Source organism: Minwuia sp. (assembly GCF_048007105.1).
Lineage (GTDB): Bacteria > Pseudomonadota > Alphaproteobacteria > Minwuiales > Minwuiaceae > Minwuia.
In genome coordinates this window covers 423,862-437,121 of the sequence record NZ_CP180352.1, presented here as the reverse complement: position 1 = coordinate 437,121, position 13,260 = coordinate 423,862, and the positions used below count along the sequence as shown (strand labels likewise).

13 protein-coding genes and 1 pseudogene are annotated in these 13,260 nt (G+C 67.1%); 4 read left to right on the top strand and 10 right to left on the bottom strand.

Annotated elements, in window-relative coordinates; all coding sequences use genetic code 11:
• Positions 1–5 precede the first annotated feature (5 nt).
• Both ACMVY4_RS02085 and ACMVY4_RS02080 read right to left on the bottom strand, forming a co-directional pair.
• Positions 6–803, bottom strand: coding sequence for an ABC transporter permease (locus ACMVY4_RS02085; RefSeq protein ID WP_416898551.1), 798 nt, complete (start codon positions 801–803; stop codon positions 6–8).
• Positions 800–1,471, bottom strand: coding sequence for an ABC transporter ATP-binding protein (locus tag ACMVY4_RS02080; protein ID WP_416898550.1), 672 nt, complete (start codon positions 1,469–1,471; stop codon positions 800–802). Before ACMVY4_RS02080 ends, ACMVY4_RS02085 begins: the two co-directional genes overlap by 4 nt.
• An 88-nt stretch (positions 1,472–1,559) precedes the next feature.
• Between ACMVY4_RS02080 and ACMVY4_RS02075 the strand changes: the two genes are divergently transcribed.
• Entirely contained in the window at positions 1,560–2,771 is a 1,212-nt protein-coding gene (locus ACMVY4_RS02075; protein ID WP_416898549.1) for an argininosuccinate synthase, read from the top strand.
• Positions 2,772–2,774: 3 nt separating this feature from the next.
• On the opposite strand, the gene ACMVY4_RS02070 is transcribed toward ACMVY4_RS02075, so the two are convergent.
• The gene (locus ACMVY4_RS02070) at positions 2,775–3,458 is read right to left on the bottom strand and encodes an SDR family NAD(P)-dependent oxidoreductase (RefSeq protein ID WP_416898548.1); all 684 of its coding nucleotides are present in this window, start codon (positions 3,456–3,458) and stop codon (positions 2,775–2,777) included.
• A gap of 121 nt (positions 3,459–3,579) precedes the next feature.
• On the opposite strand from ACMVY4_RS02070, the gene ACMVY4_RS02065 reads away from it, so the two are divergent.
• The gene (locus ACMVY4_RS02065; protein WP_416898547.1) at positions 3,580–3,963 is read left to right on the top strand and encodes a PaaI family thioesterase; all 384 of its coding nucleotides are present in this window, start codon (positions 3,580–3,582) and stop codon (positions 3,961–3,963) included.
• A gap of 4 nt (positions 3,964–3,967) precedes the next feature.
• Here ACMVY4_RS02065 and ACMVY4_RS02060 read toward each other — a convergent pair whose 3' ends face one another.
• The gene (locus tag ACMVY4_RS02060) at positions 3,968–5,170 is read right to left on the bottom strand and encodes an acyl-CoA dehydrogenase family protein (RefSeq protein WP_416898546.1); all 1,203 of its coding nucleotides are present in this window, start codon (positions 5,168–5,170) and stop codon (positions 3,968–3,970) included.
• Between the two features lie 98 nt (positions 5,171–5,268).
• Between ACMVY4_RS02060 and ACMVY4_RS02055 the strand changes: the two genes are divergently transcribed.
• Together ACMVY4_RS02055 and ACMVY4_RS02050 are read left to right on the top strand one after the other, a co-directional pair.
• Positions 5,269–6,234, top strand: a complete 966-nt coding sequence (locus tag ACMVY4_RS02055) for a LysR family transcriptional regulator (RefSeq protein ID WP_416898545.1) — start codon at positions 5,269–5,271, stop codon at positions 6,232–6,234.
• A gap of 93 nt (positions 6,235–6,327) precedes the next feature.
• Positions 6,328–7,755 (top strand): FAD/NAD(P)-binding protein, encoded by a 1,428-nt coding sequence (locus tag ACMVY4_RS02050; RefSeq protein ID WP_416898544.1) that lies wholly within the window; start codon positions 6,328–6,330, stop codon positions 7,753–7,755.
• Positions 7,756–7,762: 7 nt separating this feature from the next.
• Here the strand turns inward: ACMVY4_RS02050 and ACMVY4_RS02045 are convergent, their stop codons facing one another.
• The 6 genes and pseudogenes from ACMVY4_RS02045 to ACMVY4_RS02020 form a co-directional block, all read right to left on the bottom strand.
• The gene (locus ACMVY4_RS02045) at positions 7,763–8,677 is read right to left on the bottom strand and encodes a phosphorylase (protein ID WP_416898543.1); all 915 of its coding nucleotides are present in this window, start codon (positions 8,675–8,677) and stop codon (positions 7,763–7,765) included.
• A 233-nt stretch (positions 8,678–8,910) separates the two neighbouring features.
• Complete coding sequence (locus ACMVY4_RS02040; protein ID WP_416898542.1) at positions 8,911–9,630, bottom strand: alpha/beta fold hydrolase; 720 nt, start codon at positions 9,628–9,630, stop codon at positions 8,911–8,913.
• 231 nt (positions 9,631–9,861) lie between these two features.
• Complete coding sequence (locus tag ACMVY4_RS02035; protein WP_416898541.1) at positions 9,862–10,584, bottom strand: hypothetical protein; 723 nt, start codon at positions 10,582–10,584, stop codon at positions 9,862–9,864.
• Between the two features lie 343 nt (positions 10,585–10,927).
• Positions 10,928–11,485, bottom strand: coding sequence for a pyridoxal-phosphate dependent enzyme (locus ACMVY4_RS02030; protein ID WP_416898540.1), 558 nt, complete (start codon positions 11,483–11,485; stop codon positions 10,928–10,930).
• A gap of 61 nt (positions 11,486–11,546) precedes the next feature.
• Positions 11,547–11,945, bottom strand: a pseudogene (locus tag ACMVY4_RS02025) (pyridoxal-phosphate dependent enzyme); the annotation flags it as partial.
• Positions 11,942–13,255 carry an alkyl sulfatase dimerization domain-containing protein gene (locus ACMVY4_RS02020; RefSeq protein WP_416898539.1) on the bottom strand — a complete coding sequence of 438 codons (1,314 nt, stop codon included), beginning with the start codon at positions 13,253–13,255 and terminating at the stop codon, positions 11,942–11,944. The pseudogene ACMVY4_RS02025 and the gene ACMVY4_RS02020, both read right to left, overlap by 4 nt.
• Positions 13,256–13,260: the final 5 nt, after the last annotated feature.

The following is a 13,260-nucleotide window of genomic DNA, read 5'->3' as shown; positions in this document are numbered from 1 at the left end:
AACCTTCAGTCCCCGCGCTTCAATCGGTCCAGGCGGATGCGGTGGCGGCTGTCCGTCAGCCGAAGCGCCGCGCCCATCAGTGCGATGACGAGGCCGATGCCGGTGGCGCCGCTGATCAGGAACATGACCAGCAACTGGTAGCGGACGGCCTGCGAGGGGTCGGCGCCGGCCAGGATCTGCCCCGTCATCATGCCGGGCAGGGAAACGACGCCGGTCGCGGCCATGGCGTTGATGATCGGGATCAGCCCGGCATTGGCGGACCGGCGCAGCGTCGCGGCCAGCGCCTGCCAGCGGGTCGCACCGGTCAGCAGATGCGCCTCGATGGCGGCACGGCGGGTCAGCAGGTCGTTCGACAGCGCGTTCAGGCCGACGGCGATGCCGGTCATCGCATTGCCCAGCATCATGCCGAACATCGGGATGGCGTAGCGCGGGTCGTACCAGGGGTCCTGCCGGATGACGACATTCAGCGCAAACATCATCACCAGCGCCGCGCCGAAAAGCATGGTCCCTGCGCCCAGCCCATAGCCCCAGATGCCGCGGATCGCATGTTCCTGGCGGGACATGATCTCGTAGCCCGCCACCGCGACCATCACCGTCGCGGCCAGCGCGGTCAGGCCCGGCGACTGGCTGGTGATCAGCACCTCCAGAACAAGACCGACAAGCGAGAGCTGGATGACCATGCGGATGGCGGCGATCGACATCTGACGCACGAATCCGAGGTCCAGCAGCAGCGACAGCACGGCGTTGGCGATCAGGAAGACCGCCGCAAGCGCGACCTCCCAGTTGGCGGGATCGATGGTCATGGCGTCGCATCCGGCGGCGTTATGCGCCCTTCGGCGATCCGCATGACCGGGAAGCCGAGCCGTTCGATCTGCTTCGGATCGTGGCTGGTCATCAGCACGCTGGCGCCCCGGTCCAGCCGCTCGCGGATCAGGGCCTCGACCCGGTCGCGGTTCTCCTCGTCCAGCGCCGAGGTCGGTTCGTCGAGCAGCAGCACCTGCGGTTCGCGGGCAAAGGTCATCGCCATGGCCAGCCGCTGGCGTTCACCCGTCGACAGCGTGTTCGAGGGCTTGCGGAACAGCTTCGCGTCCAGTCCCAGCCTGCCGGCCCCGGCGCGGCCGGCCTCGTCCAGATGATCGCCCGCATGCGGCAGCCACCAGGCAGGCTCGGCCGGGACGTAGGCGACGCGCCGCCGCCAGTCGCCGGGCTTCATGCTCTCGCGGCTCTGTCCATCGAGGGTCACGTCGCCCTCGTTCGGGTCGAGGTCGGCCAGCGCCCGGAACAGGCTGGTCTTGCCGCTGCCGGACGGGCCGGATAGCGCGATCCCCGTGCCGGGCGGCAGCGAGAAGGAGCAGCCGCGCACGACGCCTGACGTGAGGCCGCGGACCTCCAGGCCGGCCGCTGCCCCGTCGCGATCCCCATGGTTCATGGACCGACGATAGGCGCGCCCCGCGGCGCCATCAATCGGCACGGAAGGGACTCGCGGCAACGTGCGCCGCTTGACGGCTCCGCCCGGCGGCGATACGCGACGGGCTCGAACCTATCGAAGGGATCGCGACATGGCGAAAGACAAGATCAACAAGGTCGTGCTGGCCTTTTCCGGCGGCCTGGACACGTCCGTCATCCTGAAATGGCTGCAGACGACCTATGAGTGCGAGGTCGTCACCTTCACCGCCGACCTGGGACAGGGCGAGGAGCTGGAGCCGGCCCGCGCCAAGGCCGAACTGCTGGGCGTGAAGCAGATCTACATCGACGACCTGCGCGAGGAATTCGTCCGCGACTACGTCTTCCCGATGTTCCGCGCCAACGCGATCTACGAGGGCACCTATCTGCTGGGCACCTCGATCGCGCGGCCGCTGATCGCCAAGCGCCAGATCGAGATTGCGAAGGAAGTGGGCGCCGACGCCGTCGCCCATGGCGCGACCGGCAAGGGCAACGATCAGGTCCGCTTCGAGCTCGGCTACTACGCGCTGAAGCCGGACATCCATGTCATCAGCCCCTGGCGCGAGTGGGACCTGACCAGCCGGACCCGGCTGATCGAATTCGCCGAGCAGCACCAGATTCCGATCCCCCGCGACAAGCGCGGCGAGGCCCCGTTCAGCCAGGACGCCAACCTGCTGCACATCTCTTCGGAAGGAAACATCCTCGAGGACCCGTGGCAGGAGGCCGATCTGGACCTGATCCTGACCCGGATCGTGAAGCCGGAGGCCGCGCCCGACACGCCGACCGAGATCACCATCGCCTTCGAGAAGGGCGACCCGGTGGCCATCGACGGCAAGCGCATGAAGGCCGCCGAGATGCTGACCGAACTGAACCGCCTCGGCGGCGAGAACGGCATCGGCATCCTCGACATCGTCGAGAACCGCTTCATCGGCATGAAGTCGCGCGGCGTTTACGAGACGCCGGGCGGCACGGTGCTGTTCCATGCCCGCCGGGCGATGGAGTTGATCACCCTTGACCGCGGTGCGATGCACCAGAAGGACGAGTTGATGCCGCGCTACGCGGAACTGCTCTACAACGGCTTCTGGTTCAGCCCGGAGCGGGAGATGCTGCAGGCCGCCATCGACAAGGCCTCGGAGCGGGTCAATGGCGAGGTCCGGCTGAAGCTCTACAAGGGCAATGTCATGATCACCGGCCGCCGCTCGCCCAACAGCCTCTACGACGAGGCCATCGTCACCTTCGAGGACGACGCCGGCGCCTACGATCAGCGCGACGCGGAAGGCTTCATCAAGCTGAACGCCCTGCGCCTGCGCCTGCTCGGGCGGCAGTAGCGCCTACCAGGGGATCGTCTTCCCCGCATGGTCGAAGAAGCCGCCGCTCATCTCCGGGGTGGCGGCTTCCATGACGTCCAGCAGCTTCAACGTGCACTGTTCCGGCGTGAAGGTGTCGCGTCCGTCCGTGAAGCCGGCGGAGAGCCGGGTCTCGACCGTGCCCGGATGCAGCGCGAGCACCACGGTCTGTTTCCGCTTGCGGCCGATCTCGATCGCCGCGCCGCGCCAGAACTGGTTCAGCGCCGCCTTCGATGCGCGGTAGCCGTACCAGCCGCCCAGCCCGTTGTCGCCGATGGACCCGACACGTGCGGACAGCGCGGCGAGGACGCCTCTGTCGTCGCGAGGCAGCAGGCCGTGGAAGTGCTTGGCGACCAGCGCCGGACCGATGGCGTTGAGCGCGATCAGATCGGACAGCCGTTGCGGATGGAGCTGGCTGAGCGCCTTCTCCGGCCCCCTGTCGTCCGGCGCGAGTGCCCCGGTCGCGACGAAAATCAGGTCGTAGGGGCCGCCATCGCGCACCGCCTCCGCCGCCGCCTCGATGGCGGCTTCGTCGGTCACGTCGATGGCTGGATCCGTCGAGCGGGCGAGACGTGTCACGGCCGCGCCCCGATCCTCAAGTACTTCGGCCATGGCCGACCCGATGCCGCCCGTGGCGCCGATGACGATGGTGTTGCTGAACGCAGTCATGGCCTTGTCTACGCCCGCGCCGCCTGAGCGGTTCGCTGGCGTCGCTGTTGCGACGGACTTGGCCTTCTCCGGCATTTGACGCAGGCTGCCGCGGCAATGAGGGGCGAGCGGGAGGAAACAGGTGCGGCATCCCTACGCCGAACTGATCGGCTTCGAGGTCACCGGGCGTGACGCCGGCGAGAGCACGCTGACGCTGAAGATCCGGCCGGAGCACATGAACCCGCATGGCGTCGCCCATGGCGCAGTGCTCTATGCGCTGGCGGATACCGGCATGGGTGCGGCGCTCTACAGCCTGCTGGAAGAGGGGCAGGCCTGCGCCACGGTGACCTGCGCCATCAACTATTTCCGCCCGGTCGGCGGCGGCACGGTTACCTGCCGCACTTTCGTCAGAAACAAGGGCCGCACCATCGCGGCGCTGGAATCCGAGATCTGGAACGGGGAGAAACTGGCCGCCACGGCGCAGGGCCAGTTCTCCATCTTCGCCGTCCGTCCGCCGAAAGGCTGACCGCTCAGCCGTACTTTCTCAGTTCCAGCCGCCCGATCTGGTTGCGGTGCACCTCGTCGGGACCGTCGAAGATGCGCATCGCCCGCGCGTTTGCCGCCGCCTGGCCATGGCCGAAATCGTCGGTCATGCCGGCGCCGCCATGGGCCTGGATCGAATAGTCGATCACCCGCTGCAGCATGTTCGGCGCGGCGACCTTGATCATGGCGATCTCGGCGGCAGCAGCCTTGTTGCCGACCTTGTCCATGCGGTCGGCCGCCTTCAGCACCAGCAGGCGCGCCTGATCGATGGCGATGCGCGATTCCGCGATCCGCTCCAGCGTCACCGACTGCTCGGCCAGCGGGCGGCCGAAGGCGACGCGGGACTTCACGCGGCGGCACATGTTCTCCAGCGCGACCTCCGCCTGGCCGATGGCCCGCATGCAATGATGGATGCGGCCCGGGCCGAGGCGGCCCTGGGCGATCTCGAAACCGCGGCCCTCGCCCAGAAGGATGTTGTCGGCCGGCACGGTGACGTTCTCGAACGCGACCTCGGCATGGCCGTGCGGGGCGTCGTCATAGCCGAAGACCGGCAGCCAGCGGACGATGCGGACACCGGGCGTGTCCCGCGGCACCAGGATCATCGACTGCTGACGGTGCCGCTCGGCGTGATCCGGGTCGGTCTTGCCCATGACGATGAACAACTTGCAGCGCGGGTCCGTCGCGCCGGTCGACCACCACTTGCGGCCGTTGATCACGTAGTTGTCGCCCTGCCGCTCGATCCGGCACTCGATATTGGTCGCATCCGACGAGGCGACGGCGGGTTCGGTCATGGCGAAGCAGGACCGGATGTCGCCGGCAAGCAGCGGTTCCAGCCATGCCCGCTTCTGGGCCTCGGTGCCGTATTTCTCCAGCGTCTCCATGTTGCCGGTATCGGGCGCGGAGCAGTTGAAGACCTCCGGCGCCCAGCCGATGCGCCCCATGATCTCGCAGAGCGGCGCATATTCCATGTTGGTCAGGCCGGCCCCGGCCTCGCCCGGCAGGAACAGGTTCCAGAGACCCTGGGCCTTGGCCTTCGCCTTCAGTTCCTCCATCACGGGGATCGTCTTGAACCGCTCGCCGGTCTCGACCTCGGCGCGGTAGCGCTCGCTCGCGGGCTCCACCTCGGCGGCCATGAAGCCCTGCAGCCGCTCCATCAGCGCCACCACTTTCAGCGTGTGTTCGAAATCCATGATCCGCATCCTTTCGCAGCAGACTGTTCTGCCGCGAAAAATGCGGGCACCAAGACCATGTGACAAATGCATTGATAGGATGATATTGTATTCATCTAATGAATTTATCCCGCATCGATCTCAACCTGTTCGTCGTCATGGAGGCGATCTACGCCGAGGGCGGCGTCACGGCAGCCAGCCGGCGGCTGAACCTGTCGCAGCCGGCCGTGTCCCATGCGCTGGCGCGGCTCCGCGATCTGTTCGGAGACCCGTTGTTCCAGCGCAACGGTCACGTCATGTCGCCGACGCCGCTGGCGCGCCGCATCATCGAACAGGTGCGCGCCTCGCTGGACGGGTTCGAGGCGGCGCTGGGCGTGCCCGAGGCCTTCGACCCCGGCACCGCCACACGGCGGATCACCCTGGCGATGCGGGATGCGATGCAGGCCGCCGTGCTGCCGGAACTGATGGAGGATCTGGCGGTGCATGCGCCAGGGATCGACCTGATCGTCGTGCGCATCGACCGGCGCGACATCGAGCGCGAACTGAGTGCCGGCCGGATCGATCTCGCCGTTGACGTGCCGCTGCCGCTGACCGACGCGGTACGGCGCGAAAGGCTGGGCCGGGAGTGGATGTCGGTGGTGGTGCGGGCCGGGCATCCCGCCGCCGGCGCACCTCTGGATCTCGAGACCTATCTGGCGCAGGAACACATCGTCGTCTCCTCCCGCAGCCGCGGGCTCAGCGCCGAGGAGTACGAGCTCTCCCGCCGCAATCTGCGCCGGCGGGTCCGGATGCGGTGCCAGAACTACTGGGGCGCCTGCGCCGCGGTGGGGCGGACCGACCTGATGCTGACCATGCCGCAGAGCCATGCGCGGACCCTGAACGTCCATTTCGGTAACGTGCTGCTGCCGTTCCCGATCGAGACGCCGGCTCACGACACCTGTCTCTACTGGCATGCGGGCGCCGATCAGGACGCGGTCAACCTCTGGTTCCGCAACCGGCTGCGCGACGCGGTGGGCAGGGCCGGCATATGGTCCGCCGATCCGCCAGCCGTGCCGACCGGCGACTGGCGCGAACTGCCGGATTGACGGCGCAAGGCTGCCCCGCATTGCATTGGGGCGAGTGTCTGTCGGAAGATGCGCTCCCTTCCGGGCCGCCCGGCCCAAATTCTGGAGTCCCTGATGCCCCGTCGCATCGTCATCGCCGGCGGCGGCTATTCCGGCGCCGCGGCCGCCATCCGCCTCGCCAACAGCGCCACCGCGCCGCTCGAGATCACGGTGGTCGAGCCGCGCGCGCGGGCCGGCTGCGGCACGGCCTATGACGTGAGCGACCCGGCGGTCCGCCTGAACGTCGAGGACAGCCTGATGGTCGTCGACCGCGAGGACATCGGGAAGTTCGCCCGCTGGCTGGACGAAAGCGGGACCCGCGCCGCCGACCCGGACGGCGTCACCGACGAGGGCGAGTTCTTCGCGCAGCGCCAGGCCTTCGGCCGCTTCATGGCGGCGGCCTTCGCCGAGGCGCAGAAGGAGAACAGGTCGCTGTCGGCGATCCGGCATTACTGCGACGGCGTCTCGGCGCTGGTGCCAGCGGGCAGCGGATACCGCGTCCAACTCGGCAAGGGAGGCGCGATGGAGGCCGATCTGGTCATTCTCGCCTGCGGCAACGAGCGGCCGGCCAGCCTGCCGGTGCTGTCGGAGGCGTTCCGCCGGCATTCGGGCTATGCCGCAGACCCGTGGGGGCCGGGTACTCTGGATGCCATCGGCCCGGGTGAGCGGGTGCTGCTGGTCGGCAGCGGGCTGACGGCCGTCGACATGATCGCCTCGCTGACCCTGCGCGGTCACACCGGCCGGATCGACTCCGTCTCCCGGCGCGGACTTCTGCCGCGTCAGCAGGGCGAGTTTCCGGGCGTCGCCGAACTGCTCCGCCGCATCGCCGCGCCTGTCCCGGCGCTTGTCGAGAAGCACGGCCGCCCGTCGAGCGTGCTGGAGGTGCTGCGCTGGATTCGTGCCGATATGCGCGAGGACGCCGCCCGCGGCGTCGGCTGGCGCGAGGGCTTCGATTCCATCCGCGACGCCGCGCGGCACATCTGGCCGCACCTGCCGGTCGAGGAGAAGCGGAGGTTCTTCCGGCATCTGAAGCCCTGGTACGACTGCCACCGCTTCCGGGTCGCGCCGCAGATCAACCGCATTGTCCGGACCCGCCTCGACGACGGGTCGCTGACCGTCTCCGCCGCGCGCATCGTCGATGCCGCAGCCGGCGAACAGGGCCTCACGGTGACGCTACAGGACCGCGGACAGGCCGAAGTGCGGAAAGCAGTCTATGACCGGGTCATCAACTGCACGGGGCCGAATCCCGATCCCGCCCGTTCCGGGATCGGTTTCCTGCGCGAAGCCATGCAGTCCGGCCTGCTCGCGGGCGACCCGAGCGGCGTCGGGCTGGCGGTGAACGACCGCTACGAGACGCTGGCTCCGGACGGATCGGCCAACCCGGCGCTGATCGCCATCGGACCCATGACCAAGGGACGCTTCGGGGAATCGGTGGCGGTGCCGCAGATCACGCTGCAGCTGGCCACGCTGACCGCCCGGCTGACGGAAGAGGGGCTGCTCTAGCGGCCCTTCAACGGTCCGGCGGCAGGTTGCGGACCAGGGCCTCGACGGTGCGGGCAGCGTTTTCGGCGGCGATGGCGAAGAAGACGCCGATGGCGTTCATGTCCGGCTCCCCGCCCGCCAGATCGGAGAGGCTGCGGACGGCGACGAAGGGCGTCCCGTTGGCCATGGCGACCATGGCGACGGCCGCGGATTCCATGTCCAGCGCGTCGGCCTGGAAGGTCTGCTGCACGTAATCCCGGAAGTCCGCATTGTCGACGAAGACGGAACCCGAGACCCCGCGCCCGCCGATCTTCAGCGACGGCGCGGCCTCCAGGCAGTTGCCGTCATCGCCGCAGCGGCGCAGGTCGACCGAGGCGGCGGCCGACCGCGCGGCGGCCAGCATCGCGGGGTCGGCATCGAACCAGTAGGTCTTCGTCTCGCCCAGATCGCCGCGCCAGACCGCGATCCCCTGCGGGAAGATCATGCCGTAGTTCGGCACGTCCCGGCTCAGGAAGGGCGGCAGGTGCCATTCGCCGTCGGCGCCCTTCCGCGCGAAGGCCGAGTCCAGATACTGGCTCCACTGCGCGGGGACCGTCACATCGCCGACCTTGAGCGCCGGATCGACGCCGCCCGCGATACCGGAGACGACGATGGATTTCGGCGCGTGCAGGTCGATCAGCAGCTGCGTGTTCATCGCCGCGTTGACCATGGAGATGCCGGTCTGCCCGACGATCACGGCCCGCCCGCCCAGAGTGCCGGTCAGGTATTCCGCGCCGCGTTCCGTCACCACCTCGACATCCGACATCCGCGCCCGGATGGCTTCGTATTCCGGCGCGAAGGCGGTCAGGACGGCGGTCCGCGGCGCGTCGGCCGAAGCGGCTGCGGCGGCGAGGAGCGCGGCGGCCATGGCGGCCGCGTGAAGGATGAACCGGACGTGCTGCATGATTTCTCTCCCCGGCGTGTGGTGCGGCGTCTGAAGGGCCAGCGGCGACGAGTACTCTTGCTGCGTTGCGGCGGCTCCGCGGTGGAAGGTCTGGCGCTATCACGTTACCCCGGCGTCCCGATCAAGTCGGGGACAGGCACCGAGCCGGGGTCCGGAGCGGCTTCGCCGCAAGGCTGATGATTGTCCGGATGCCGGATCGGAGTCGGGCATGACGGTGGAGGGCGCCGCCATTGTCAGCTGTGCCCCTTCAGGAAGGCCTCGATCTCGGCGCTGGCGGCCTCGATGTGTTCGGGCTCCTTCCAGTTCTCGATCAGGCGGGCGTTGGGCGCCAGTTCGGCCATGCGCCGTGAGGTCGCCTGCGGGTGGTGGGCGTCGTTGCCCATCATCACCAGGATCGGCGTCTGGCACTGCGCCGCGAAATCCTCGCCGACATTGAAGGTGAACTCGCCGCTGCCGAAGAGGTTCTGGTTGAAGGCGTCGAAATCGGCGTCGCTCGCTTCCGGGTGATCGGGTTTCACGTCGGCGGCCCAGCTGTCGAACATGTCGAGGAAGAGCTGCCGGTCGCCGTCATAGCCGATGGGCTGCAGCGCCACGGCCGCGGCCATGCGCTCGGGCGCGGTCTTCGCGATCTCCATGATGAAGCTGCCGCCGATGCACATGCCGACGACGTGGAAGCGCTCGTGCCCCAGATGGTCCATCAGGCCGAGCTGGTCGGCGCAGTAATCGGCCCAGCCGTCCGAGGCGCTGACCGGCGCGACCGACTGCCCCGCATTGCGCTGGTCCATGACCACGACCTGGAAGTCCCCGGCCAGCCGCGCCATCGGGTCCCAGACCATGCGCGGCCAGAAATCGATAGCCGACCGCATCCCGCCCGGCGCCAGCGCCAGCACAGGAAAGCCCTCGCCATGCACCTCGTAATGAATCTTCGCGTCCCCGCGCGTGTATGTCGGCATTGATGCGTCTCCCCCTGTTCCCCGTCGATGGTGGGGAGGGCGGGCGAAGGGGTCAAGGTAGCTAGGTCGCGTATCCGAGAAATGAAGGTTTCTCGGAACATGTGAATGGCAGCTATGAGCCCAAAGTGTCGGATGCTGAGCGTTGCGCAAACGTCGGCTATGCGCGTGGAAAGCTGACTTAGCAAAGTTGCTGCCGTTAGGTTCGCCCGTTCTGAAGAGCCTTAACGCCTGCTAATCTCTTGCAACATTCAGGAAGGGACAGGCACTTAACAAGGCGTCCGCCACGGCTTCGACGAACTTATCTAAAGTATGGGAACGGTGCCTCGTTCTTGAAGCCCATTCATTTGCTGATTTGCGATAGTGAGATTGATAGTCTCGCTTGCGCAGTTCACGGTCGTCGGAAGTATCCGTGAGTTCGAGCAGTGCGATTCTAGAAATTGCCACTTCATCGAACGCCTCACGGTGATGAACGCCATGCCTTGCTCTAATTTCTTGATCGAATTCCTTGTCGAAAATCTTGATAAACTTGCCAAAATCCAATCCATGATCGGAATTTGCGCTATTGACCGCCTTAGAGAGGTTTTTTAGCCGCTCTCGAAATTGATAGAACCGTCCAAAATACATTTCGCAGCAGTATCTTAAATGACTTTCGCGCGAAACAGGTGCGCGGGAAAATGGGTAGCGTCGAAAATACCATTCGACATCACGTAGCGCATTGACAGTGCTTAAAAGCTCCATGTACGAAGTCACAACTGCGTGCTCCATCTCAATTTCAGGTGAAAACTTGAACTCTTCAGAGTTTTTTTCGAGAGGTATGAATTCGTCGTCAAAATAGAGCGTGTAGACGATTTGTGAACGCTTCCATTCTCGCCAACCAGGATACTCTTGCAATTTTTGTATCCAATCCCGAATCGCGCCAGAAATTCGTTCTTGAGCAGTAATATTGGGGGTCATCGCTTTTGAAGCTCCTTCATTATTCGCGGGAAGAATGCCAAATTCACATCCCTCAACCGACCCAAAAAGACAATCCAAGTAAGTTCAAGTGTTGCTTCAGGGCGGGAAGCGGCCATTGACAGAGACCGCGCTAGTGGCAGTTTTGTCCGCATTATTACCATTGGTAGCTCGCCGGATTGTAGGTCGAGATTGGTATGTTTGCTATTCGCGACAAATGGATGATGCTGGCCAAGCATTGTTCCGAATAACCTGCGCTTCTGGGCGCTTGCCGGGTTCCGGCATGGTGGCAGGGGGATGAACCGTCTGCAGTTCCGGCACGGGATCGATGAAGGTCATGCGCGGGTCACCCGCCCTCCACCCGACCCTCCGAAATAATCACCAGCGGGTTCGGCGGCGGGGCGGTCTCCTGCATCAGGCCGGCGAGGCCCGCCGCGCCGGAGGGGGTGGTGGCGATGCCGAGCGTTGCGGCGGCGTCGACCGCGGCGGCGGCCTCGGCCTCCGAGACCGTGACGAAGCGGTCGGCGGCGTCGGTCAGGATATCCAGCGCCAGCATGGACGGCGTCTTGCAGTCCAGCCGGCCCATCTCCGAGACCGGGCCCTCGACGGTGACGATGCGGCCCGCCTCGACGCTCGCCTTCAGGCAGGGCGCGGCGTCGGGTTCGACCACGACGATCTCCGGCTGCACCGCCCAGTTGCGGCGGATCATGGCGGCGATGGCGGCGGCCAGCCCGCCGACCCCGGCCTGCAGGAAGACATGCGAGGGCCAGCCGCCCGAGGCCTCGAACGCGGCCCGCATCTCCTCGGCCATCACGGTGTAGCCCTCCATCACCAGCCGGGGCGGTTCGGTGTAGCCGGGCCAGGAGCCGTCGGCGAGATGGATCGCGCCGCTCGAACTCGGCATCGGCGATGGCGGCCTGCACGCTGGCCTCGTAATCCGCGCCCGAGCGCACGACCTCCGCCCCCTTCCCGCGCAACCGCAGGGCGAAATCCTCCGGCACCGTCTCGGCCAGATGGATGCGGCAGTTCGCGCCGAACAGCCGCGCGCCGGCGGCGACGGCCATGCCGTGATTGCCCGCGCTGGCGCAGACGAAGGTCATGCCGGCGGCCACGGCCTTCACTGCGTCGGCGGTCATGTCGGCAGGGGCGGGCGGCGTCTCCATTTCGGCGGCGATCAGCTGCGCCACGGCATAGACCCCGCCGAGCGCCTTGAACGCGCCGAGCCCCATGCGGCCGGTCTCGTCCTTGATCCAGAGCGTCTGCCCGCCGAGCGCCGCCTGCCTCAGCGGCGTCGCCTCATGGGCCGGGCAATGCGCCAGCAGCCGGCGCGGGCCTTCGGGGTCGAGCAGGGGGCGGTCGGTCATTCCGCCGCCTTGTCGGTCATGTCCTCCAGCTTCTGCACGCTCTCCGCCGCGGCGGCGCCGTAGATGCCCTTCGACATCAGGCTGAGTTCGGCGTCGCGGCGGGCGGCATAGACCTTCGCGCGGGCCTTGTGGACGGCGGTCGAATCCGGTGCGCCCTGGGCGGCGATCTCGGCCAGGTGGCAGGCAAGGCGGTGCTGTCCGGCCTCGGAAAGTTCCCGCGCCCGGAAGCTGAGCGCCGGGGCCCCGCCGGCCAGGCGGCAGAGCTCGTCGGCCAGCTCGGCGTCCTTCGCCGGTTTCAGGTTGGCCGGGTTGCCGTCATGCCAGCCGCCATAGAGCCGCCAGATGTTGCGGACGACGAATTCCGGCTCGTCGTACATGGGCCGCAGATAGGGCTTCTCCAGCAGGTCGGCGGGCACGCGGACGGAATGGATGATGTCGTTCAGCTTCGCGCCCTGGTTCATCAGGGTCAGCGTTTCCTCGACAAGGCCTTCCAGCGCGCGGGCCATGTTGTCCAGCACCTCCGAGATCCGCTGCTTGCCCCCGATGGGCAGACCGTGGGCGGGGATCAGCAGCTCCGCGCCCATCGCCTGCATCTGGCGCAGCGCGTGCGCCCATTCCAGCGGATAGCGCTGCACCTTCTGCGGGTTGCCGGCATTGGGGAACATCCAGATCAGGAAGTCGCCGGCGCAGATCGCCTTGCGCTCGGGCAGCCAGGCCCAGAGGTGGTCGTCGGTCTCGCCCTTGTCGTGGCGCATCTCGATCCGGTCGTCGCCGACGCGGACGGTCATGCGCTCGTCGAAGGTGGTGTCGGGGCGGACCCACTCGCTGGGACCGAAGGGGGCGTCGTCCATGTCGGACATGCGCTTGCCCCGGCTCAGCGCGAACTGCCGCCAGTTGATGATCTTGTTGTAGCCCGAGGTCATCTCGTAGCGGTCGATGCGCGGGGTGACGTTGCTGTGGGCGACGAAGCGCGGGCGGCGGTCGCCCCGGTCCGCCGAATGATCGACGAAGGCCTTCGCGCCGCCGACGTGATCGACATGGCCGTGGGTGAAGGCGATGGTGTCGATGGGGTCCGTCGACCACTTGCGCAGGCTCTCGATGATCGGGCGCGCGTGACCTTCCAGCGAGGTATCGAACAGCACCAGCCCGTCGCCGGTGTCGAAGGCGACGACATGGCTGAAGGCCTCGACCAGCGCCACGCCTTCGCCAAGTTCGGAGAGTTCGCGGGTCCGCCGGTCCATCATCCCCGGTGCGCCGTCGGGCGCCCCCTCGTCGATGATCCTCGCGCTCATCGCCAGCAGATCGGTCATCGGTT